Source organism: Ruegeria sp. AK11 (assembly GCF_056541095.1).
This window is the reverse complement of the sequence record NZ_JBQFXU010000001.1, coordinates 1,085,167-1,108,416: the sequence shown is the minus strand read 5'-3', so window position 1 is coordinate 1,108,416 and position 23,250 is coordinate 1,085,167. Positions and strand designations below refer to the sequence as shown.

Sequence of the window (23,250 nt, the reverse complement as noted above, 5' to 3'; positions counted from 1 at the left end):
TCGCGCGGTACCGTGGTTTTGCTTACCCGGCTTGCCCCGGAGTGATGATCTGAAACGACCCGTCATCGAATTTCACAAAGCATGAGGCACTGTTGAGGGGCGGCAATGTTGTTGTTCGCGCCAATGGTACCCGCGATTTCACATTTTGCTTGCAGGGCGGCAAACTGACAGGGCGAAATCCCTTTTCGGCCATGCATTGCGCCTCAACCGTGTTTCGCAGACCCTGATTCACATCGACGGTATAGACCCTGCCGGGCTGCCACCAGCCCGGGGATTGATAGCAACGACCTCTGCCGTCGCAATACGTGCGCCCGGGCCAATATGTCGGCGGGCTTTGGCGGATCTGATTGGCAACTGGCACCTCTTTGACCGCCCTAAGCTGGCACTGGGTGGTCTCTTTTTGCAGACGTGATACGGTTTCACCCTCGCGATAGTAAAGCGAGAGCGGCCCGCACGAGGACAGCACCATCAGAGGCACGAGCATAGGAAACAGCGTTTTCATATGCTTATCTTGCCGCAGCTGATCGGCGATGACAATTCAATTGACCGCTTTGGGGCCATCTGTCATTCAATCCTTTCAGGCAGAAGGGCCAGAAACATGAAGGTCATTATTTGCGGCGCGGGTCAGGTCGGTTGGCAGATTGCGCGGCACCTTTCGGGTGAATTGAACGACGTCACCGTTGTCGACAACAATCCCGATCTGGTACGGCGGGCGACCGAAACGCTGGATGTGCAGGGGATCGCCGGGTTTGCAAGTTACCCCGATGTGCTTGAAAGGGCAGGCGCGCGCGATGCGGACATGATCATCGCTGCGACCCATTCGGATGAGGTGAACATGGTCACCTGCCAGATGGCGCATTCGGTCTTTTCGATCCAGCGCAAGATCGCGCGACTGCGGTCGAAATCATATCTTGAGGCGATCCACTCGGACCTTTACCGGCGCGATCATCTGCCGATTGATGTGGTGATCAGCCCCGAACGCGAAGTTGCCGCTGCTGCGATGCGCCGCCTGTCGGCCCCGTCCGCCTTTGACACCGAGATTTTCATGGACGGCAAGGCGCAGCTTTTGGGTATTCGCGTGGATGAAGACTGCCCGATCGTGAACACACCTTTGCGGCAACTGACCGATTTGTTCTCAACGCTCAGTTCGATCGTAGTGGGGGTGCGTCGCGATGGCACGCTGTTTGCACCAGAATCCGAGGATCAGCTGTTTGTGGGCGACGAATGCTACGTCTTTACCAATGTAAAAGACGTGGATCGCACTATGGAGGTGTTTGGCAAGACCCAAAAGCGTCAGGATCGTGTGGTGATCGTGGGCGGGGGCAATGTCGGGCTTGAAGTGGCGCGAACTCTGGAAGAACAAAAAAGCCGCGTGCGCGCCAAAATCGTCGAGCGGGATCGCCGATGCGCCGAGATCGCCGCCGAGGCGCTGGAACGAACGATTGTGCTGCACGGTGATGGCCTTGATGCCAGTTTGTTGAGCGAAGCCGGTATCGACAGAGCGGATGCAATGCTGGCGGTTACGGATGACGACCGCACGAACATGCTGGCCGCTGTACGCGCCAAGGCCGAGGGTTGTGCCCTGGCGATCGCTTTGATCAATGATCCCAGTATGGTGGCCCTGATGGGACCTTTGGGGATTGATGCGTATATCAATCCGCGGGCAACCACCGTCAGTTCGATCTTGCGCCACATCCGTCATGGCCGGGTGCGACAGGTCTACTCGATCGGAGATGCTGAGGCCGAAGTGATCGAGGCTGAGGTTCTTTCAACCTCTCCCATGGCGGGTCAAAAGCTGCGCGATATCGATTTTCCCGAGGGCGTACTGGTGGGGGCCGTGCGCAAAGGAGATGAGGTTATGCGACCGACGGGCAGCCTCAGGATCGATGAAAAGGATGTCGTCGCGATCTTTGCCATGGCCAACGACGTGCCTGAGGTCGAACGCCTGATGCAGGTTTCAATCGATTTCTTCTGATGGCGCATGCGGGGATACAACAAATCGGGCTATTGCGGCGGTTGCCGCTGTTTCTTCTGATCTGGGCTATTGCGTCACTGGCCATGTGGATTCCGGCAGTTTACGCGCTGGCGCTGGATGATCACGATACATCGCGGTCGTTTTTGTACTCCGGTATCATAGGGTTGTTTCTGGTCGTCAGTGTCGCACTGGCCTCGTCCAACCGTGTGCCAAGGCGCGGAACTTTGGGACAATTGGCGGTGATGCTTGCATGTTTCACCATTCTGCCTGTCTTTCTTGCGATTCCATTTCACGATGCGCTGGGAACGACCACATTCCTGAACGCCTATTTTGACATGGTCAGTGCCCTGACAACCACGGGGGCGGATCTGTTTCCGGATCCAGACCGCCTGACGGCCCCGCTGCACCTGTGGCGCGCCTTGGTTGGATGGATGGGCGGTTTGCTGATGTGGATTGCCGCCGCGGCAATCCTTGCGCCTTTGTCGCTGGGTGGGTTCGAGGTCACGGCCCGCGGTCAGCCGGGTCGCCCGGTATCGGGTGTTGCGCAAAGCGAACGCGTTGATCCGCGCGGTCGACTGATCCGTGTGGCAAAGGGACTGACCCCGGTCTATGCCGGGTTGACGGCTGTGATCTGGATCCTTCTTCTGATCGCAGGCGAAACCGGACTGACAGCCGTTTGCCACGCAATGTCGGTCATGGCGACGTCCGGAATTTCTCCGGTGGGCGGCATGGAAGGCGCGCAGGCGGGCTTCACGGGTGAGGCGATCTTGTTTTTGTTCCTGTTCTTTGCCCTTTCGCGCCTGACATTTTCGACCGACACGGCGACATCCGGTTATTCCCGACTGGATACGGACCCGGAGTTTCGCATTGGCCTGATGATTGTTCTGGCCGTTGCGGCGTTATTGTTCTTTCGCGTTATTGCTGGTGTTACGGAAATCGGTGGGCAAATCGAGCCTTTACAGGCATTGCAGGTCATTTGGGGTATGCTGTTCACCGTTCTGGCCTTTCTGACAACCGCCGGGTTTGAAAGCGCAAACTGGGATGATGCGCAGCAATTATCTGGTCTGGGAACGCCCGGATTGTTGCTGATGGGGCTGGCCCTGATCGGTGGAGGGGTTGCGACCACGGCTGGCGGCGTGAAACTGCTGCGGGTTTTTGCCCTGTACTTGAACGGTGCGCGCGAGATCGACCGGTTGATCTATCCCTCATCCGTCAGCGGGGTTGGAGGTGGCAACCGACGCATTCAAAGGGACGGCGCGTTTATCGCCTGGATCTTTCTGATGCTCTTTGCGCTGACACTGGCGGTGTTCAACCTTTTGCTGGCCGCAATGGGGGCTGGGTTCGAACAGGCCATGGTGCTCAGCGTCGCAACGCTCAGCACGACGGGTCCGCTGATTGAATTGGCCACTGATGTTCCAATCCGGTTGATCGACCTGTCCGCAGGGGCCAAGCTGACGCTGTGCGCGGCGATGGTCATTGGCCGGCTCGAGACGCTTGCGATCATCGCCCTGATCACCCCTTCGCTGTGGCGGGATTGAACCGGTTGGATCCCGTCGTCTTTAGTGCTTAATTTTTCGTCTGGAATATCTTACCGCGGCACTCCATACTCACCGGGAGGGAGCGCGTTGGTCCGCAACGCGTAGCAAGAACAATGGCGAGATTATCATAATATGGCTTCGGACAGACAGAATCTTCAGGATGCTTTCCTGAACAATGTACGGAAAGCTAAGGTTCCGGTTACAATTTTCCTGATCAATGGCGTGAAATTGCAGGGTGTGATCACCTGGTTCGACAATTTCTGTGTATTGTTGCGCCGCGACGGACAGTCGCAGCTGGTGTACAAGCACGCGATTTCAACCATCATGCCATCACAGCCGATCAACCTGTATGAGGGCGAAGACGCCTCTTGATGGAACATGACCGGACGCGCACCCGGGCCTGGGTGCTGCATCCCGAAATCAAATCAGATGAACAGCGCCGCGTTCCCGAACCTGCGCTGGCTGAGGCGGTTGCGCTGGCCGCCGCTTTGCCCGATCTGGATGTGATCGGGTCTGAAATCGTACGCCTGCAACGCGCCCAACCCGGCTATTTGTTTGGCAGTGGCAAGATCGAAGAACTGGGTGAGCGGCTTCGTGAAAACGAGGTTGAGCTGGTTCTGATCGATGGACCGGTAACACCGGTTCAGCAGTGCAATCTGGAAAAGGCATGGAAGGTCAAGATCCTCGACCGGACCGGGCTGATCCTTGAGATTTTCAGCGACCGCGCACGTACCCGTGAAGGGGTGTTGCAGGTCGAAATGGCTGCGCTCAGCTATCAGCGGACACGGCTGGTGCGGGCCTGGACCCACCTTGAACGTCAGCGTGGCGGTTTGGGATTTGTCGGCGGACCCGGCGAGACCCAGATCGAAGCCGACCGCCGCGCCATTGACGAACAACTGGTGCGTTTGCGCCGCCAATTGCAGAAAGTGGTCAAGACCCGCACGTTGCACCGTGCCGCGCGCGCCAAGGTGCCCTATCCGATCGTTGCATTGGTTGGATATACCAATGCCGGGAAATCTACTCTGTTCAATCGGCTGACCGGGGCCGAAGTGTTGGCCAAGGACATGCTGTTTGCCACGCTGGACCCTACCATGCGCCGCGTGCAACTGCCCGATGGCCCGGAAGTGATCCTGTCGGATACGGTGGGTTTTATCTCGAACCTGCCGACCGAGCTTGTGGCGTCTTTTCGGGCCACGCTTGAAGAGGTGTTGGGTGCTGATCTGATTGTTCACGTGCGCGATATCAGCCATGAAGAAACCGAAGCACAGGCGCAGGATGTCGAAGCAATCCTGACCTCGCTTGGTGTCGACGAAGAACGCCCCCGGCTTGAGGTTTGGAACAAGACTGACTTGCTGAGCACGGAAGAAAAAGACGCCGCGTTGGCGAGGGCGGATCGCGATCCGGCCATATTTGCCATTTCGGCAGTTACCGGCGAAGGCGTGACCCCTTTACTGTCCGAGATTGCAGCAATCCTACAAGGGGCCCGGCACGAGGTTGTTCTGAACCTGACCTTTGCGGAAGGGAACAAGCGGGCGTGGTTGTTCCGGCAGGATGTTGTACAATCTGAAGAGCAGACCGAAGAAGGGTTCCGTATCACTGTCCTTTGGACAGATAAGCAGGCCGCCCAATTCGACACACTATAGATACAGTGAAATTGCGGAAGATGGCTGATACAATGGATCAAAGAGTATTCCTGACCGGATTTATTGATGTCCCGGCGGACCGCCTTGAAGATGTCCGCGCCGCTCTGCCCACTCATATCGCCCTCACAAAGGCGGAAGAGGGTTGCCTGTCGTTCGACGTTGTCGAGGATCAGATCACACCCGGACGGTTCACTGTTTCAGAGGTTTTTGTGAATCAGCAGGCCTTTGATGCGCATCAGCAGCGGACGAAGGCATCCGAGTGGTTTCTGATTACACAGGGAATACCGCGGAGTTACACAATTGAAACCGCAAGCGACCGTCTGGACTAGATTATCGCCCGTCTATCTGTCGCTGATAGTCATCAGGGTCGAACCAACCCAAGGATGACTGAACTAGATTGTCGAGTGTCAATTCCCATTCTTCCCAACCGCGCGCAACGACATGATTACCAGTCTGTGAGTGGTGCCCTTCCAGCGTCCAGACAAATAGGGCATGAGATCCGGCCCATCGCATCATGTCGCAGCGCACCTCCAGATCAGGAAAATCGGCGTAGAAACCCCGGGCCATATCGGCAATCGCTGCGCGCCCTTCGATCGGGTCACCTCTGTTGATTGTAATCCGTCCGTCCAGCGCGAAAAAACTGGCAACGGCATCTGCGTCACCTGAACTCCAGGCGATTGCGTAATCCCGGGCAAGGTTGTTCAGAGTATCCCGAATGCTGGCCATAGTTTCCCCCTGGTCCGAAACAGTTCGCCCGGTGATGGTAGGCGAAACTGCCGCATGGCGTCCACGGTCCGGACAAAAAGGGGCGGGGAGTCGCCGAAACCCTGATGCTTAACGTGGGATCAGATTGGTCACTCCGACAGCAGCGGCGCGGGCAAGGTCAAGGTCCAGCGACATGGGAATATACTCGCCACGCCGCCACAGCTGCGCCTGATCGTCGTAATAGCGCGACAGGAAATGGCCCGATTGGCCGGTAGCGGTAATAAAGACCGAGCTGTTGGGATCGGCAAAGTCATACACACCGCGATACCCGGCCCCGTGCACATTCTGAAACGGGTCGAGCCCTTCGCCCGACGTGCGCCCGCGCAGCAAGGTGTTGTCGCCGCCACTGGTCGATTGGCGAATGTTCACAAAATACCGAAGTATAGGCACGTTCCCCAGAACCGGGTGGTCGTGGGTTGCCTGATGGGCATCACCCCAGCGCAGGGATTCCAGTGCGCTGCCGTAGCGTTCGGTGATCCAGATCAGCGCGTCATCCAGCGCAAGTCGTGCCATTTCAGTACAGGTTTCAACCGGCGCGCTTTGTCGTACATCGCACCAGACACCGGCGCCATCAATGTCACGATAGACCCGTTCGATGAACAGGGGCTCGACGTGTTTGAATTCGCTGGCCAGCGGCCCAAGCTCGTCCGAAATCAGGCGGATCTGAAGCGCCCGCACCCAGGCTGCATAGATCAGCGGTTCGGGCAGGTGCTCGTTCATCTCGCCGTTCCAGTCCGCCAGCAGCGACAGCGCAATCTGGCGCTGTCGTTCGGGCGTCCCTTCAGGGGCCGAGGCACCGGTGTACCAAAGGTCAGCACCGATCAGCGGCAGCAGAGAGCGCGCGGTGAAACTGACCGTATCCAGTTGCGCCTCAATGAAACTGTCGCGGGTATGCACCTCACGCGATTGCATCAGGCGTTCCCAGCGATGTACGCGCTGAGTGTCACCCCACTCGTAGGACACATGATCCGGGAACGGGCGGTCGATGATCTTGTTGTTGGTGTTGCCCAGAACGCCACCGGCAGGGGCCACGAATTCCGGGTTGTTGGCGTAGGGCAGGCGGCCTTGCCAGCGGTTTGCTTCGATCCAGCCGGGTGTCGGAATGCGTCCGCGGCTTTGGTTTTGCAGATCACGCCGGGGCATGGCGCCAATCAGTTTCATCCCTATTGTCGTTTTGTCGACCAGTGACAGGTTTTGCGAGGGCGCAATGAATTGCCGGGCCACGGTTACGGCGTCCTGCACGTTGTCCGCGTTCATCAGGGCCATGGACGCCGTCATCGAAGTGTCTTGCGGGCTGAGCGCCGTCCAGGACAAAGACGCAACATGGCCCGGCGGTGTGATGGTTTCCAGCTTGTAATCCGTACCGGGCAACACTGGCCCGTTTTCAGTCCAGCGCAGCGTCAGTGTAACCGGAGCTTCCCCTTTGATTTCAATGATCGAAGGACGGGTCTGGAATTCCTTATAGCCATCCGGGGTCAGGTATTCTTCGGGGTTTTCCGGGTTCAGCTGCTCAATATGAATGTCCTGATCGTCAAGATAGGATGACGTCACCCCCCAACCCAACCGGTCACTGCGGCCGGTCATGATTGCGGGAATACCTGGGATCGAGGCCCCAATGACGCTTCCCTTTGCCAGACCAAGATGCGCCAGATACCACACGCTGGGTGCTGTGAAGCCCAGATGTGGGTCGTTGGCCAGCAACGTCCCACCGCTTGCCGAGCGCGAAGGCGCAGCGGTCCAGGCATTTGATGCGCCCGCCAGCCCGCGTTTGGGAAGGGGTGACAGAGGCGTTTCGGGAAAACTCGTACCAGCGGTATAGCGCGGAAGGTTGGGAAATAGCCAAGCGTATTCAGGCAGCGCAGCAATGCCGGGGCCGGGAACATCGGGCAGAATATCTGCCAGTCTGTCAGGATTGCTCAGCATCAAAGACGTACGCGCCCGCAGAACCTCGTCCGTCAGGTGACCGGACAGTTGCAGCGCCATAAGCTTGATCACGGCAATACTGTCGCCCGGTTGCCAAGGCGAGACGGGGGCATTGAACAGGAACATCTCAGGCGCGCCGCGCCCCAAGGCCTCGTCGTTGATCTCGGTCAGGCGTGCGTTGACCCCGGCCGCATAAGCACGAAGGGCAGCCTTGGTATAGTCGTCCTGCACTTCGACCGAGCGATGGGCAAGGCCGTACAGATCCAGCCGGCGCAGCAGCTTGTCAACGCGCAGGGTGCGCGGTCCAAAGATCTCGGACAAGCGGCCCTGCGCGGTGCGGCGCATGACCGTCATCTGCCACAATCGATCCTGCGCGTGGGCATATCCAAGACCGAAAAACACATCCGGGTCATTTTGGGCCAGAATGTGCGGCACATTGGCGGTGTCGCGCACGATCTCGACCGGAGCGGTCAACCCGTTGACTTCGAGCGTCTGGTCATAATCCGGCAGGGATTGGCTGGCCAGAAAATAGACAAGGCCCATTGCGGCGAGGATCAGCATGATCAGACCCGACACGATGCGCACCAGCCAGCGGAAAACAAGACCCATTACTGCCCCAAATTCTAGTACATGAAGGTTGCGCGGAGATTAGTGGATGGCGGGTCCAACCGAAAGAGGAACGCGGCAAGAACCTGTGCGGAAAGGATGAAAACAAACACCCCACCGCAGCATTCCGCCGTGATGGGGTTTGTCAGAAGAAGTGGGAAGCCCGAATTATGGAATAATGCGGGTATATTTCGTGCCTTCCACGGTCGCACCGATCTGAAGCCCAGCCTGTCCGAAGATGGCAGCCAGAACGGGCGTGCGCAGTGTCGTTGTGTCTGTCGACAGGGAATCGCCCTGATCGCTGACCACATAGCCAATATCCGCTCCGGCTGTCCAACCACTGGAGCGACGGAAGTCGTTCAGGGCGTCTTCGGTCATGAAAAACAGAACATGCGCATATTGCTGCGCACCGATCTGTAGCCCGGCCGTGCCCTTGACGGCCGAGTAAAAGTCAACTGTTGCACCGTTGATGCGCAGCGCGCCGCGACCGTAACCGCCACCGAACACGAAACCGGCTTCGGTAATCAGCGGCATGACCAGCATGCCGTTGGCCTTGTTCGCAATCTCAACCGTATTGGGATAGCGGCTGTACATCTCGGTCAGGGTGGCGTCGACACGGGCGTCGATTGTTGCTGCGTTGGAATTGCCGACACCGTTGCCGCAGGCGGCGGTCAAGCTCAGACCTGCCATGCCCAAGGCAAAGCCGCGACGATTCAGTCGGGGGGAGTTGGAACTGCTCATGGTTTTATATCTCTGTAACTGTGCCTGATATGCCGGGTGATCCCGGTCTTGGCGGCAAGGATACGCCGATCAGGGCGATGTGTCACGGGAAAGCTGCCCGATCGGGCAATCTTATCGGCGAAATATCGCGAAACTTGCGGGCTTTATCCCTGCAGGATGCGCGCAACCTGAGGAGAGAAATAGGTCAGAATTCCATCGCAACCGGCGCGTTTGAAGGCCAGAAGGCTTTCCAGCATCACCTTCTCGCCATCGATCCAGCCGTTCTGGGCTGCGGCCTGGATCATCGCGTATTCGCCCGATACCTGATAGGCATATGTCGGCGCACCGAAACTGTCTTTCACGCGGCGGCAGATATCCAGATAAGGCATGCCCGGCTTGATCATCACCATATCCGCGCCTTCGGTCAGATCGCGTTCGATCAGGCGCAAAGCCTCGTCCGAGTTTGCAGGGTCCATCTGGTATGTCTTCTTGTCGCCCGTCAGGGCCCCCGATGCGCCGACCGCGTCGCGGAAGGGTCCGTAAAACGCACTGGCATATTTTGCGGCATAGCTGAGGATCATCACGTTGTGATAGCCTGCACCTTCCAGCGCGCGACGCATTTCCCCGATCCGGCCATCCATCATGTCCGACGGGCCGATGATATCCGCACCGGCGTCGGCCTGTGCCAGCGTCATCTTTACCAGTGCCTCGACGGTCTGGTCGTTGACGATTTCGCCGTCAACGACATATCCGTCGTGACCGTTGATGTTATACGGGTCAAGCGCCACATCCGTCATTACGGCAATGTCCGGAGCCGCTGCCTTGATTGCCCGGATGGCCCGGTTTGACAGGTTGTCGGGGTTCCATGCCTCGGCGCAGTCTTCGGTTTTCAGTGCCGGGTCGGTGTAGGGAAAGATGCAAATCGCAGGAATCCCAAGGGCCTGGGCCTCGACCGCCGCTTTGGCAATCAGGTCAACCGATCTGCGAACCACACCAGGCATCGAGGGCACGGGCTCTTCAATACCTTCGCCATCGCGCACGAAAACCGGCCAGATCAGGTCATCCGTTGTCAGCGTGTTCTCACGCACCAGCGCACGAATTGCCTGTGATTGACGGGCGCGGCGAAAGCGGGTCATGGGAAATGGGGCAATGGTCGGTTTCATGGCGCGTTCTCCTTGAACATTCGTGCATTGGGTGGCATGAATTCACAAAGGTCTCAAGGGTATCAATGGACGCGCGCCTAGATGGAACCCCCCTGAGTAGTGCGAATAAAGGGTTGGGTTTGGACTGGTACTCTTCGATCTTTGAACTCATCGACATGCGCAGCTTTTCGAATCTGTGGTTCTGGATCGTACTGGCGGTACTCTGGTCGTCGGCCAGCCACTGGGTGATGGGCATCCCGTACGATCTGGTTGTCCGCGCCCGCCGGATCGGAGGTCAGGTCGAAACCGATCTGCTCGACATCGTTCGCATCCATACAAACCGGATTTTGCTGATTGTCGACATGTCTGGAACCATCCTTCTGGCGTTTGGATGTTTTCTGTTTACCGGGATGGCCACGCTTGGGTTCTATTATGATGTTGAGTTCGCGCAGGCCCTTTTTTTGCTTTTGTTCCCAATGACCTTGGTGCTTTTGATCAATATCGTGCATGCAAGGCGTCTTCGGCGGCAGGAATTGACGCTTGAAACTGTCTCAAAAACAATTTCCCGCTGCCGACTGTATACCCAGATCATTGGCATGATCTCGATACTGGTCACTTCGTTCTGGGGCATGTATCAGAACCTTTCGATTGGCGTTCTGGGATAGAAGATTCTGAAAGGCGAGGCGATGAAGGCTCCGAACCACGTGACAGTTGGCGGCGCCCCCGAAGGGTTTGACGCGCAGCTGGTGCTGAACGAGATTGCCCGCAGCAAGGGGCCGGTGGCCCATGTCGCACGCGATGACAAGCGGATGGAAGCGATGCGTTCCGCACTGGCGTTCTTTGCGCCTCAGATGCCTGTCTTTGTGTTTCCGGGCTGGGATTGCCTTCCTTATGATCGGGTCTCGCCCAATGCGGATATCTCGGCGGCGCGCGTCGCCACACTGGCGGCGCTGGTTCACCAGATGCCCCAACAGTATGTATTGCTGACCACGCTGAACGCCGCGACCCAACGCGTCCCGGCACGAGAGGTTTTGCGAGAGGCGGCGTTTACTGCCCGAGTTGGCCATCGCATAGATGAAACCGCTCTGCGAAACTTTCTGGTGCGTATGGGGTTCACACAAAGTCCAACGGTGATGGAACCCGGCGATTACGCCATCCGTGGCGGCATTATCGACATCTTCCCTCCGGGAGAGACGGGCCCGGTTCGGCTGGACCTGTTCGGTGACGTTCTGGACGGTGCGCGACGCTTTGATCCGGCGTCCCAGCGAACAACCGAAAAGCTGGACATCGTTGAACTTGCACCGGTGTCCGAAGTCATCCTGGACGAGGCCGCCATAACCCGGTTCCGTCAGAACTATCGCATCGAGTTTGGTGCCGCCGGTACAGATGACCCATTGTATGAGGCCGTAAGCGCGGGCCGCAAACATCAGGGGATCGAACATTGGCTGCCGTTCTTCCACGAAAAACTTGAGACGTTATTCGACTATTTGCCGGATGCGGTGATCACTGTCGATGATCAGGTGACGCCCGCGCGTCTGGCGCGTTGGGATACGATTGCCGATCAGTACGAAACCCGGCGACTGGCGCTGGAAAACCGATCCCGTATGGACACGGTCTATAAACCCACACCTCCGGGGTTGTTGTATCTTGACGATACCGCCTGGGAGGCGGCGGTCGCGGATCGTCGGGTTTTGCAGTTCAGCCCGCTGCCGCAAGCCTCTGGCCCCGGTGTCATAGACGCGGGCGGACGTATCGGACGCAACTTTGCACCGGAACGCCAGCAGGAAAGCATCAGCTTGTTCGGTGCTTTGGCCAGTCACATCACTGCAAAGCTCGACAAAGGACCGGTGCTGATCGCCTCATATTCCGATGGCGCGCGGGAACGCCTGACCGGCCTGATCGAAGACGAAGGGTTGGCCGAGGCGATACATGTGGCCAATGGCACCCGCATTGGAAAACGCGGCTTGCACCTTGCCGTCTGGGCGTTGGAGCATGGGTTCGAAACTCCTGATTTAGCGGTGATCGCTGAACAGGATGTGCTGGGCGACAGGCTGATCCGTCAGCCCAAAAAACGCCGCAAGGCCGAGAACTTTCTGACCGAAACCCAATCGCTCAGCCCCGGTGATCTGGTTGTACACGTGGATCACGGCATAGGTCGTTACATGGGCATGGAGGTCGTCACCGCAGCCGGTGCTGCCCATGAATGCCTGTTGCTGGAATATGCCGAGCGGGCAAAGCTGTACCTGCCGGTCGAAAACATAGAATTGCTGTCGAAATACGGACATGACGAAGGTCTGCTGGACCGTTTGGGCGGCGGCGCGTGGCAGGCAAAGAAGGCCAAGCTGAAAGAGCGCATCCGCGAGATGGCCGATAAGCTGATCCTCATCGCCGCTGAACGCGCGCTGCGCAAAGCCCCGGTCATGGATCCGCCGCCCCATGCGTGGGAGGAATTCAGCGCGCGATTCCCGTATCAGGAAACCGAAGACCAGTTGCGGGCGATCTCGGATGTAATGGAAGATATCCATTCCGGCGCACCAATGGATCGTCTGATCTGCGGTGACGTCGGCTTTGGCAAGACCGAGGTTGCCATGCGTGCCGCATTTGTCGCAGCCATGTCGGGCGTTCAGGTTGCGGTTGTAGCGCCCACCACCCTGCTGGCCCGCCAGCATGCCGCGAGTTTCAGGGAACGCTTTCGGGGGTTCCCGCTGGAGGTGCGGCAATTGTCACGCTTTGTTTCGGCGAAAGAAGCCCAAAAAACCCGTGACGGGCTGGCCCGCGGGACAGTGGACATCGTGATCGGAACGCACGCGCTTTTGGCCAAGAACATACGGTTCAACAATCTGGGGCTTCTGATCATTGACGAGGAACAGCATTTTGGCGTGGGTCATAAGGAACGGCTGAAACAGCTGCGCTCAGACATTCACGTGCTGACCCTGACCGCGACACCGATCCCGCGAACGCTGCAACTGTCGTTGACCGGCGTGCGCGACCTGTCGATTATCGGAACACCTCCAATCGACCGACTGGCAATCCGCACCTATGTCAGCGAGTTTGATGCAGTCACAATCCGAGAAGCGCTGCTGCGTGAACACTATCGTGGGGGGCAAAGTTTCTATGTTGTACCGCGCATCTCGGACCTGCCTGAGATCGAAGAATTTCTGAAAGATCAACTGCCTGAGCTCACTTACGTGGTTGCCCATGGCCAGATGGCAGCGGGTGAGCTCGATGATCGGATGAACGCGTTTTATGACGGCAAGTACGATGTGCTGCTGGCCACAACAATCGTCGAAAGCGGGTTGGACATCCCGACCGCAAACACGATGGTCGTGCACCGTGCGGACATGTTTGGCCTTGCCCAGCTCTATCAGATCCGGGGGCGCGTTGGGCGCTCGAAAACCCGTGCTTATGCTTACCTGACCACCAAACCGCGCCAGAAACTGACTGCTGCCGCCGAAAAACGCCTGCGTGTTCTGGGCTCGCTGGACACGTTGGGGGCCGGCTTTACTTTGGCCTCGCAGGATCTGGACATACGTGGTGCGGGCAACCTGTTGGGTGAAGAACAATCCGGCCAGATGCGCGATGTCGGCTATGAGCTTTACCAATCCATGCTGGAAGAGGCGATTGCCAAGATCAAAGCCGGCGAGATGGAGGGGCTGTCGGATGCAGACGATCAATGGGCCCCGCAGATCAATCTGGGTGTGCCGGTTCTGATCCCCGAGAACTATGTGCCAGATCTGGATGTGCGCCTGGGGCTCTATCGCCGCCTGTCATCGCTGTCGACAAAGGTCGAACTGGAAGGCTTTGCTGCGGAATTGATTGACCGTTTTGGCAAATTGCCGAAGGAGGTGAATACCTTGATGCTGGTTGTGCGGATCAAGGCCATGTGTAAACGCGCAGGGATCGCAAAGCTCGACGGCGGACCGAAAGGCGCGACCATCCAGTTTCACAATGACAAATTCGCTTCGCCGCAGGGACTGGTTGAGTTCATTCAAAATCAACGCGGTATGGCCAAGGTCAAAGACAACAAGATCGTCGTGCGCCGGGACTGGAAAAAAGACAGCGACAAGATTAAAGGGGCTTTTGCAATTGCCCGCGATCTTGCTGAAAAAGTGGTCGCCGCGCAGAAAAAGGTTAAAGCAGGTTGAGATGTGGGAGGGGGCTCTGCCCCCGCTGCGCGTTCCGCGCATCTCCCCCGGGATATTTACGGCCAGATGAAGAAGCGGATCCCTGCTTCATCTGGCTAAAAATATCCCCGCCGGAGGCATCGTGTGTCAGCACGATCAAGACATTTTAGCTACGCATTGCCGCCTGCGCACAGAAGCAGGACGCAGCTACCATTCGGTCGGCGCGGGCCAACGCCTGGTCGAGCCGCTGTTTGATCTGCAGGACTTCGACCTGTTCGCTGCGTGCCTTGAGGCAATCGTAAAGGCCCTTCAAACTCCATACGTTGTCAGGATGTATCGAGGCGCGACTTAGCGTGCCGCCCAAACCCAGATCTTCACGATAGACGTTTTCAGCTTCGGACAGCCGTCCTTGTTCGAAAAGAAGCGCCCCAAGCGCGTGGCGGGTCGGCTGCATCCATCCCCAGGGTTCGTCATAGGGCAAGGTATCGTCCAACTCGACCGAGCGGCGCAGATGGGCAAAAGCGATTTCAAAGTTGCCCTTGCGGTACTCGATCTCACCGCGCAGCATTTCCCGCGCAATTTCCAGCAGGTCAATCACACGGTTGTTGTGCAGCCTGCGTGTTTCCGGAACGCATTCCTTGGCAGCAAGGAACAGATTTTCTTCGGCCTCGGCATTGGCGATATCACCGGTTGCTGCATGAGCGATGGCGCGCGCGTAGTGCGTTGTGGCGGTCAGAGTGCGGAACAGGTCAGGATCTGAGGGCAGTTTCAGTGCCTTAGCCTCGTCCCAGCGGCCAAACCGGATCAGGATGTGAGGGCCCATGGACATGTAGCTTTCGAAGTAATCGGCCATCGGGGGACTTTCGACGCGCAGCAATTCTTCGGGCGTTGTATCCCACAATCCCTGATTTGCACGTAGGGCGGGTTCGATCTGTCCAAGAAAAAGCGCACCGTAGATGGCAAAGTGATAATTGTGCTGGCGATAGCCTGTGTAAATGTTGAACGCGCCTTCGCGTTCGTAATATTTCAGGTCGGCTTCCGAGGCTTTATCGTTCCAGTGCACAACGTTGTGGTAATGTCCGCAGAGCACATCGATATGTGTCGGCATATGTACCAAGTGGCCTGCATCCGGAACCAATGTGCGCAGGATATCCCCTGCTTTCAGGGCTTTTTCTGGTGTTGGAGACATCTCCATCAAATGAACATAGAGGTGCAGCAGGCCCGGGTGAGACATCGCAGACGGATCGTTCGCCATGGCCCATTCAAGCGCATCTTGCGCTTCCTTCGTTGCCGCGCCCTGGGCGGGTTGACCCGTTTCCAGATTCCACATTTTCCACGGTGTCAGGTTCAGCAGTGCTTCGACATAGATGGTACGCAAGTCAAGGTGGTCCGGGTGCGCCGCAATTGCCGCGCGCATCGCGTCGGCAAAACCGTGGTCCCATTGGTGCATGTCCTCAACCGGACCGCGTTGCGGGTAACGCGCAGGCAAGGCCTGAATCAGGGCCTGTTCGACGGCAGTGCATCCTGCGAGCAGGCTAAGGGCTTTCTGCATCGCGTCGTAAGCCCGTGACAACGCTTCTTCCCGACCTCTCTCATCCAGCAGGTCCCAGGGGAGGTTGTAGTTTGGTCCGGCGGCATACGCGAAACCCCAATGGGCCATCGCGCAGTTCGGATCATGCTCGGCCGCGCGTTGGAAACAGATAACCGCTTCTTCGTGATTGTAGCCGTATGTCCAGTTCAGCCCTCGGTCGAACCACAGCTGAGCTTCGGGACTGGAAGTGGAAACTGGGCAGGAATAGCTGCCCAGATCGTAGTAATCGTTCATCGCAGTTCCTCCCGTAAGTTCAGGGTAGGATAGCGTGATTCACCCGCAATTCACAGGTCAGGCAGGCAGCCTTTCTTCGATGCGACCCATGTGGATCATCAGGCCAAACGCCAGAACGCACATACTCAGGATGCCAATTGTCAAAGGCGCGATGGACCCGTTGAACAGAAGCCCGATCGGGGCGGCGATTGCCGCGGCCAGTACGGTTGAAATCGACCCGACAACCGACGCGGCCATGCCCGCGATGTGGCCCATGGGTTCCATGGCAATGGCATTCAGATTGCCGATGGTTACACCAGCCATGAAAAAGACCATCGTCTGCCAAAAGACAAACAGGGCAAATGACATATCGGGTGAAAGGTTCGCCATGTTCAGGATGATGACGACAGACGTGATGGCAATCTGCGCGCCGAAGGCAAAAGTCACCATCCGGCGCATCCCGACACGCACCACCAAAGCCGCGTTCAAAAGGCTGGCCGAACCTGACATCAGGGCGACAAATCCGAACCAGAAGGGAAAGCTGTCGGCCCGATCATGGATCACATCATAGACCGGTTGCACCATAGTCAGCATAGTGAACAAGGTCCCCATGCACAAGGTTTGCACGAAGATAGACAAGCGCACAGTCGGATGCGCAAACATTTCGTTCACAGCCGCAATCATCAGATGCAGACGGAAGGGACGGCGGTCCTCGACAGCCAGAGATTCGGGAAGTCGTGTGCTCATCCACAATACGACGATCAGAGCAAACAGGATGAAGGACACGAAGATCCCGCGCCAGCCGAAGAGGGCTATAACGCCCGCGCCCAGCATCGGGGCCGCTGCTGGTACCAAAGTGAATATCATCATGGCAATCGAGATGATGCGTGCCATTTCCCGGCCCGAATACAAGTCACGCGTGATGGCCATCGCCACGACACGTGGCCCGGCAGCGCCCAGACCCTGCACAACACGCGCAATCAGCACAAGCTCCAGCGAAGAACTGGCCCAGGCCACAGCCGAAGCCGCAATGTACAAAAGCGCACCGCAAAAGATCACTGGCTTGCGCCCCAGCGCATCCGATAGCGGGCCGGTAAAGAATGTACCGATACCCATTCCCAGAACGAAGGACGTCAGGATCAGTTGGGCGCGATTGACGTCATCAGGGCTGAGCTGCGCGCCGATTTCGGGCAGGGCGGGCAGCATTGAATCGATCGAAAACGCGATAGTGGCGAACATCATTGCGATCAGCGCAATGAATTCCGCCTTCGACATGCGGTTGGCCATGAAGCACTCCTAACCTGTTCGCGCTACCATGGCGGGTCAGGTTAGACCAGACTGGAAATTCGCACAGACCTCTGTGCTATTCTGCAGGATAAGTGTCAAGTTGAGACATGATTTCAGCGATCACTTTTTCCCACATTTCAGGCGGTTGAGCACCCGGAACGGCATGTTGATTGGCAACAATGTAGGTCGGGACCGAACTGACGCCCATTTCGCGTGAGTGGGTATCGCGGTTTCGAATATCCTCGCGGTCAGCGTCGGATTTCAGCAGCTTCATGACCACCGCAGCATCCATTCCGGCACTGTCAGCAATGTCGGACAGGACCTCGGGGTCGCCGATATCGCGGGCCTGAACGAAGTAGGCATCGAACAGCGCATCGACGACAGCATTCTGTTTGCCTTCGATCCCGGCCCAATGGATCAGGCGATGTGCATCCAGTGTATTAGGTGTGCGTTTCATGCCTTCGAAGTCGATCTTCAGACCGGCGTTTTCAGCGTGTTCAACCACGGGCGCATAAGCACGTACGGCACCGTCCTTGCCACCGAACTTGCGTTCCAGATATTCGCGACGATCCATACCTGCGTCCGGCATATCAGGGTTCAACTGAAACGGATGCCATTCGATGACAAAAGGGTGCTGGGGCACATTGGCCAATGCTTTGTCCAGATGCGTTTTGCCGATATAGCACCACGGGCAGATCGGATCGGACAGGATGTCGAGCTTGACGGTCTGGGTCATGTGGCTGGTGCCTCGAAATAGGCCGGCAACGCCCGGCGCAGGAGTTTGCCGTTGCCGCCGGTGGGCAGCGCAGACAGGTGGATGAAGGCGCGCGGTTGTTTATAACGTGCCAGATTGGCCTCGACATAGGCGCGCAGGGCCGCATCGTCCAGCTTTTCCGGGCCGGTATAGAAGGCTGCTATCACAAATGTGTCCGGTTTGACCTCGACCGGGGCCGCGCCGACCTGCGTGATACCGGGAAAACGGGACAGGGCGGCTTCGACCTCGACCGGGGATACGCGGTAGCCTCCGGCATTCATCATGTCGTCGTCCCGGCCCAGATAACTGATCTGGCCGTCCACAGCCATTGCCCCTTGATCTCCGGTCAGGAACCATTCGCCTTGCATCCGGGTTTCAACTTCATCCGGTGCATTGAGGTAGGTCAGCATCAATCCAGGGTCAGACCGATGAATGGCGATGGTGCCTTCTTGCCCCTGCGGCACCGGGCCGTCCGGGCCCAGAATGGCCACGCGACGGCCCGGTTGCGGGTGCCCCAATGCGTCGCCGCGCGCAGGGTGTGCCGGGCTGGAGGATATGAAGGTCGAGCATTCGGACATGCCATAGGCTTCGAACAATTCCGTACCGGTGGCGCTTAGCCATTTCTCGTGCAGGGCGCGCGACAGCTTTTCCCCCGCGCATAAACCGTGGCGCAGGTCAGGTAAGTTGATTTGCTCATACTCTTGCACCAATTTTCGAAAGACCCCCGGTGCCGCCGCAAAGATCGTTGCGCGATGCTGGCGGAGCAGAGCGGGCAGGGCGGAGATGTCCGTGCCCGGTTCCGGGATCAAGGCGGTTGCGCCGATGGTCCACGGGTCCATCAGACCGGTGCCAAGTGTATAGGTCCAGTTGAACGCTCCGGCGTGACACAGCCGATCGGACGCGCGCAGACCATACCAACCATCAACCATCATCTGCCGCGCCCAGATTGCCCGATGGGCGTGGGCCACGGCACGCGGACTGCCCGAGGTTCCCGAGGTGTAGACGACATATGCCATGCGCTCGGGGTCGCCCAGGTCATAGCTGGCGGGTGGAATGTCGCGCATGGCCTTTAATGCATCCAACTCGATCTGTCTGGGATGAGGCGCGCATGAGACAGCGGGATCACGAAGAACCGCAGCCGGGGACAGATCGTCGATCATTCTGGCGGTTTCGGGTTCCGTCAGTTGCGACGAAGTCGGCACCGGAATGATACCCACTGAAATCGCGCCCAGATAGGCAATCGGGAAATCCACCGTATTGCCGAGCCGCATCAGAACGGTATCGCCGGGTGTCAGACCTGATTGCAGCAACCCCGCGCCTGTGCCCAACACGGCAGATTGCAGGTCGCGATAGGTCCAGTCCTGCGCGCCGTGGGGCATTAGTACCGACAACGCCACTTTGTCAGGGACCTGATCGGCACGGCCAAGGACATGCGCCGCCAGATTGAACGGTGCGGGGCAGGGCGCGGGCGCCCCCTGATCGAAGACAGATAACATGGCCATTGGCTAACGCGGTGTCTGGCGCGTTGCAAGCGCGGCTGGCCAAGCCTATAGAGAATGGCATGAGCACCCAAGATCCCAAATCCCTGATCCGAATTGCCCGCGATTCCGGCGATCACACCGAAGTTGAACCGCTGGACCTTGGCGCGCGCGTGCGCGAATTGCGAAAAGCGCGGAAATGGACGCTGGAGCAGGCCGCCAGTCAGGCCGGTTTGGCCCGTTCGACGCTCAGCAAGATCGAGAACGGGCAGATGTCACCTACCTATGACGCGCTCAAAAAGCTTGCGGTTGGGTTGGAAATCTCGGTGCCTCAGCTTTTCACACCGCCGCAGCGGGACCAGGTCATCGGACGGATGGCGATTACCCGGATGGGCGAAGGGGCGGCCCACGCGACAACGACCTACGAGCATGAGTTGCTGGCCGAAACCCTGACCAAGAAGCACATGCTGCCCTACCGTGCGCGGGTTCGGGCGCGATCCATGGACGAATTCGACGGCTGGGTGCGCCACGATGGCGAAGAGTTCATGTATGTTCTGACCGGTGTTGTCCGGCTTTATACCGAATTCTATGAGCCGGTTGAAATGCGCAGGGGTGACAGCGCCTATTACGATGGCAGCATGGGCCACAACGTGATCTCCGTCAGCGACGAAGACGCGACAATCCTTTGGGTCACATCACTTGCTTAGCGACGCGCGGCAGAATTCTCTGTTCAGACCTTCGGTGAACAGGAAATCTTCGACCTCTTCATGAGCTTCGTTCATGGTCAACTGGTGACGCTCTGCCAGATAGGCTTCGAACCCTTTACGGTCTTTTGATACGCGCATCATGTCCTGGTCACGCAAATTCGGAAAACGCCGCTTTGCACGTGCGTAGGCCGCATTCCAGTCTTGTGTCAGATCCGTCCAGTTCATCATGTATGAGCTTTCCTTATGTAGCGATTAGGACTGCTCTCCCCCTCTTTAGGGTACGTAATGGGTGCCGTAAGGGAAGACATGACAAAATGTCGCAGCATGTCACTGCATTCCTTTTATAAGATTGTGCCTCTGCAATAGCTGCCGCAACAGGGCGGCGGGCTTGAAATTATTCAAAGTACTTGCGGATCAGGAGACCTGTTTGTTGCGGCACCGGGAAATCCCGGCGAGCAGATTGTAAAGGCGATCTCGATCTTTGGGCTACGTCTAAATATTTCGATTCAATGTAGCTTTTAGTGTTGGCCAAAGCAGGCCGAAGGCCCGTCTCATGGGATCATCCGGCGTCCGATATGGCCTGCATGTGGTGCTGCGATTTGTCGTCGCCAAACGTATACCTGAATGTGATGGCAATGTGCTGATTTCCGCCGACAGGCGTGGTTTTCATGGGCCAATCGGGCAGGAAGAGCAAAGGAATCGTGTATTTCAAGGCGTCCGCCAACACTCCGCGGTGAACAGCCGGTGTTTTACAAAACCCGGCTGCCCTGATCTTCATGTGACTACCTGGCGTCGTACCACCACACTTCCGGCATGTATTGCGGTCCATCGCCATAGATTGGCACAGTGTCGGGGAACCTGAGCTCGCGTATGTGGGCAATCCGCCCGACATCAAAACTCCAGATCGGGATGACATAGCGACCGGCTGTCAGAACCCGGTCAAGCGCGCGGGTTGCAGCGGTAAAATCTTCAGGTGTTTCCGAGGCGAGCATGGCGTCAATCATAGCATCAACAGCGGGCGAGGCCACGCCCATCAGGTTGCGTGTACCGGGTGTGTCCGCGTTCTCGCTTCCCCAATACAAACGCTGTTCGTTGCCGGGAGACAGTGAAAGAGCACGCCGGAAAGGCGTAACATCAAAATCCAGCTCTCCGGTGCGCCCGACATACTGCGCGTTGTCGACCTGTTCCGTTGTGATCTGAATGCCAAGTCGTTCAAGCGCGCGGGAATAAATCTCGACCACCGACGCCATCTCGCTATCCCCCTGCTGCAGCAAGACCGTCATTTTGAACGGATCACCATTCGTGTTGTGCAGAACCCCGTCCTGAACGGTCCAACCCGCTTCGGTCAACAGTTTGGTGGCTTTGCGAATATTTGCGCGGTTGCGGGCTGAACCGTCGCCCTTCGGCAGTTCGTACCCCTCCAGCGTGCCGGGGATCAGATCCGAGGCAAAGGGTTCCAGCAGGGCTTTTACCTGCCCTTGGGCCGGTCCGGGCTGCATGGCCAGCTCTGAGCCTGAAAAGTAGGACGTAATCCGTGGCTGCGCCCCACCAGTGATCGTGTCGTTAATGAACTCGAAATTGAAGGCCAGCGTCAGGGCCTCGCGAACGCGCCAGTCGTCGAACGGGGCCTTGCGGGTGTTCATCACGAACCCGGTCATGCCTGACGGTTTGCCATGCGGGATCTCGGTCTTGATGACATCGCCGCGCTGAACGGCGGGGAAGCTGTATTGCGTGTCCCATTTGTCGCCGTTGAACTCACGCACCGCTGATAGCTCACCGGCTTTGAAGGCTTCGAACAGGACGCTGCCGTCGCCGTAGAACTCGATCCGCATTTCATCCAGATTCATGGTGCCGCGACGGAACGGGATATCCTGCCCCCAATATTCGGGGTTGCGATGAAGGTTCACATAGCGCCCCGCCTCATAGCTTTCGATCACATAAGGGCCGGTGCCGATTGGGACATCGTGCAAAGCGGCGTCGGCAAATTCCTTGTCCTGCCACTGCGCCTTTTGCAGGATCGGACGCATCCCTGCGAGCAGGGCAAGTTCGCGATCCGGCACGTTGAAAGTAATCCGAACCGAACGCGGGCCAGTCTGTTCGATCCTGTCGATCTTGTCCCAAAAACCGCGATAGCGCAGATGTCCCTGAGTACCGAGCGTCTCGTATGACCAGATCACGTCGTCAATCGTGACCGGGGTGCCGTCAGAAAACCGGGCCTCTTCCCGCAGGGTAAATTCAACCCACGACCGGTCCGGAGCCGTCTCAACTGATTCGGCTAACAGCCCGTAAAGTGTGAAAGGTTCGTCCCAGGATCGCCCCATCAGGCTTTCATGGGTCCAAAAAGGCAATTGCCAGGGCGAGGTGCCTTTTTGCAAAAACGGGTTCAGACTGTTATAGCCGCCGGTATTTCCGAAAACGACTTTACCGCCTTTGGGCGCATCGGGGTTGGCATAGGGTAGGGACACAAAATCCGGTGGTAGGGCCGGGTCCCCATACATAGCTATGCCATGAGACGATTCTGCATGGGCGACAGAGATCATGAAAATGCTTGCGATTCCCGCCACAAGTGGTCGAAACGGTCGGAGAAAATCCGGGCTCATTTTGGAAACAATCCTGCTCTGGCCTTATTTTGTTGGGATTCACCGTAGTGATGATTTTTCATATTATCAAACTTTTAGCTTGGACGAAGGCGTGGAATTGCTTATAAAGGATGCACTGCTCGATAGGTTTCTTGCCTGTATGAAACCTGCCTCAATAACTTAACGCCCGCTTCGTGCGGGCGTT

The 23,250-nt window shown here is 57.7% G+C and carries 19 protein-coding genes; 8 read left to right on the top strand and 11 right to left on the bottom strand.

Features of this window, described 5'->3' with window-relative positions:
• Positions 1 to 22 precede the first annotated feature (22 nt).
• Positions 23 to 502 carry a hypothetical protein gene (locus ACR0D9_RS05550; protein ID WP_209503766.1) on the bottom strand — a complete coding sequence of 160 codons (480 nt, stop codon included), beginning with the start codon at positions 500 to 502 and terminating at the stop codon, positions 23 to 25.
• Between the two features lie 96 nt (positions 503 to 598).
• On the opposite strand from ACR0D9_RS05550, the gene trkA reads away from it, so the two are divergent.
• From trkA to ACR0D9_RS05525, 5 genes are all read left to right on the top strand, one after another.
• Complete coding sequence (gene trkA, locus ACR0D9_RS05545) at positions 599 to 1,975, top strand: Trk system potassium transporter TrkA (RefSeq protein WP_267366209.1); 1,377 nt, start codon at positions 599 to 601, stop codon at positions 1,973 to 1,975.
• On the top strand, positions 1,975 to 3,513 hold the full coding sequence (locus tag ACR0D9_RS05540) for a TrkH family potassium uptake protein (protein WP_480480693.1): 1,539 nt from the start codon (positions 1,975 to 1,977) through the stop codon (positions 3,511 to 3,513). The genes trkA and ACR0D9_RS05540 overlap by 1 nt, the downstream gene beginning before the upstream one ends.
• Before the next feature lie 132 nt (positions 3,514 to 3,645).
• A complete protein-coding gene (gene hfq, locus ACR0D9_RS05535; RefSeq protein ID WP_005982826.1) occupies positions 3,646 to 3,885 on the top strand; it encodes an RNA chaperone Hfq in 240 nt (79 codons plus the stop codon).
• Positions 3,885 to 5,156 (top strand): GTPase HflX, encoded by a 1,272-nt coding sequence (hflX, locus tag ACR0D9_RS05530; RefSeq protein WP_480537992.1) that lies wholly within the window; start codon positions 3,885 to 3,887, stop codon positions 5,154 to 5,156. Before hfq ends, hflX begins: the two co-directional genes overlap by 1 nt.
• 20 nt (positions 5,157 to 5,176) lie before the next feature.
• A complete protein-coding gene (locus ACR0D9_RS05525) occupies positions 5,177 to 5,485 on the top strand; it encodes a putative quinol monooxygenase (RefSeq protein ID WP_480480697.1) in 309 nt (102 codons plus the stop codon).
• 1 nt (position 5,486) lies between these two features.
• Here ACR0D9_RS05525 and ACR0D9_RS05520 read toward each other — a convergent pair whose 3' ends face one another.
• The 4 genes from ACR0D9_RS05520 to hemB form a co-directional block, all read right to left on the bottom strand.
• Positions 5,487 to 5,882 carry a nuclear transport factor 2 family protein gene (locus tag ACR0D9_RS05520; protein WP_480537990.1) on the bottom strand — a complete coding sequence of 132 codons (396 nt, stop codon included), beginning with the start codon at positions 5,880 to 5,882 and terminating at the stop codon, positions 5,487 to 5,489.
• A gap of 108 nt (positions 5,883 to 5,990) precedes the next feature.
• Positions 5,991 to 8,453 (bottom strand): penicillin acylase family protein, encoded by a 2,463-nt coding sequence (locus tag ACR0D9_RS05515; protein ID WP_480537988.1) that lies wholly within the window; start codon positions 8,451 to 8,453, stop codon positions 5,991 to 5,993.
• Between the two features lie 165 nt (positions 8,454 to 8,618).
• A complete protein-coding gene (locus ACR0D9_RS05510) occupies positions 8,619 to 9,191 on the bottom strand; it encodes a lipid-binding SYLF domain-containing protein (protein ID WP_480480703.1) in 573 nt (190 codons plus the stop codon).
• A 143-nt stretch (positions 9,192 to 9,334) separates the two neighbouring features.
• The gene (gene hemB, locus ACR0D9_RS05505) at positions 9,335 to 10,333 is read right to left on the bottom strand and encodes a porphobilinogen synthase (protein WP_267365852.1); all 999 of its coding nucleotides are present in this window, start codon (positions 10,331 to 10,333) and stop codon (positions 9,335 to 9,337) included.
• A gap of 119 nt (positions 10,334 to 10,452) precedes the next feature.
• Here hemB and ACR0D9_RS05500 point away from each other — a divergent pair, with 119 nt between their 5' ends.
• Entirely contained in the window at positions 10,453 to 10,977 is a 525-nt protein-coding gene (locus ACR0D9_RS05500) for a component of SufBCD complex (RefSeq protein ID WP_480538243.1), read from the top strand.
• A gap of 21 nt (positions 10,978 to 10,998) precedes the next feature.
• The gene (gene mfd, locus ACR0D9_RS05495) at positions 10,999 to 14,457 is read left to right on the top strand and encodes a transcription-repair coupling factor (protein WP_480480707.1); all 3,459 of its coding nucleotides are present in this window, start codon (positions 10,999 to 11,001) and stop codon (positions 14,455 to 14,457) included.
• Between the two features lie 145 nt (positions 14,458 to 14,602).
• Here the strand turns inward: mfd and ACR0D9_RS05490 are convergent, their stop codons facing one another.
• The 4 genes from ACR0D9_RS05490 to ACR0D9_RS05475 form a co-directional block, all read right to left on the bottom strand.
• Complete coding sequence (locus tag ACR0D9_RS05490; protein ID WP_480485488.1) at positions 14,603 to 16,261, bottom strand: hypothetical protein; 1,659 nt, start codon at positions 16,259 to 16,261, stop codon at positions 14,603 to 14,605.
• 57 nt (positions 16,262 to 16,318) lie between these two features.
• Entirely contained in the window at positions 16,319 to 17,527 is a 1,209-nt protein-coding gene (locus ACR0D9_RS05485) for a multidrug effflux MFS transporter (protein ID WP_480537986.1), read from the bottom strand.
• A gap of 76 nt (positions 17,528 to 17,603) precedes the next feature.
• Positions 17,604 to 18,263 (bottom strand): DsbA family oxidoreductase, encoded by a 660-nt coding sequence (locus ACR0D9_RS05480; RefSeq protein WP_480537984.1) that lies wholly within the window; start codon positions 18,261 to 18,263, stop codon positions 17,604 to 17,606.
• Positions 18,260 to 19,777, bottom strand: a complete 1,518-nt coding sequence (locus ACR0D9_RS05475) for a class I adenylate-forming enzyme family protein (protein ID WP_480537982.1) — start codon at positions 19,775 to 19,777, stop codon at positions 18,260 to 18,262. Before ACR0D9_RS05475 ends, ACR0D9_RS05480 begins: the two co-directional genes overlap by 4 nt.
• Before the next feature lie 65 nt (positions 19,778 to 19,842).
• On the opposite strand from ACR0D9_RS05475, the gene ACR0D9_RS05470 reads away from it, so the two are divergent.
• A complete protein-coding gene (locus tag ACR0D9_RS05470) occupies positions 19,843 to 20,466 on the top strand; it encodes a helix-turn-helix domain-containing protein (RefSeq protein ID WP_209503779.1) in 624 nt (207 codons plus the stop codon).
• Here the strand turns inward: ACR0D9_RS05470 and ACR0D9_RS05465 are convergent.
• Both ACR0D9_RS05465 and ACR0D9_RS05460 read right to left on the bottom strand, forming a co-directional pair.
• Complete coding sequence (locus ACR0D9_RS05465) at positions 20,455 to 20,694, bottom strand: hypothetical protein (RefSeq protein ID WP_209503780.1); 240 nt, start codon at positions 20,692 to 20,694, stop codon at positions 20,455 to 20,457. The genes ACR0D9_RS05470 and ACR0D9_RS05465 overlap by 12 nt on opposite strands.
• 554 nt (positions 20,695 to 21,248) lie before the next feature.
• Positions 21,249 to 23,066 (bottom strand): extracellular solute-binding protein, encoded by a 1,818-nt coding sequence (locus tag ACR0D9_RS05460; RefSeq protein WP_480537980.1) that lies wholly within the window; start codon positions 23,064 to 23,066, stop codon positions 21,249 to 21,251.
• Between the last annotated feature and the right edge of the window lie 184 nt (positions 23,067 to 23,250).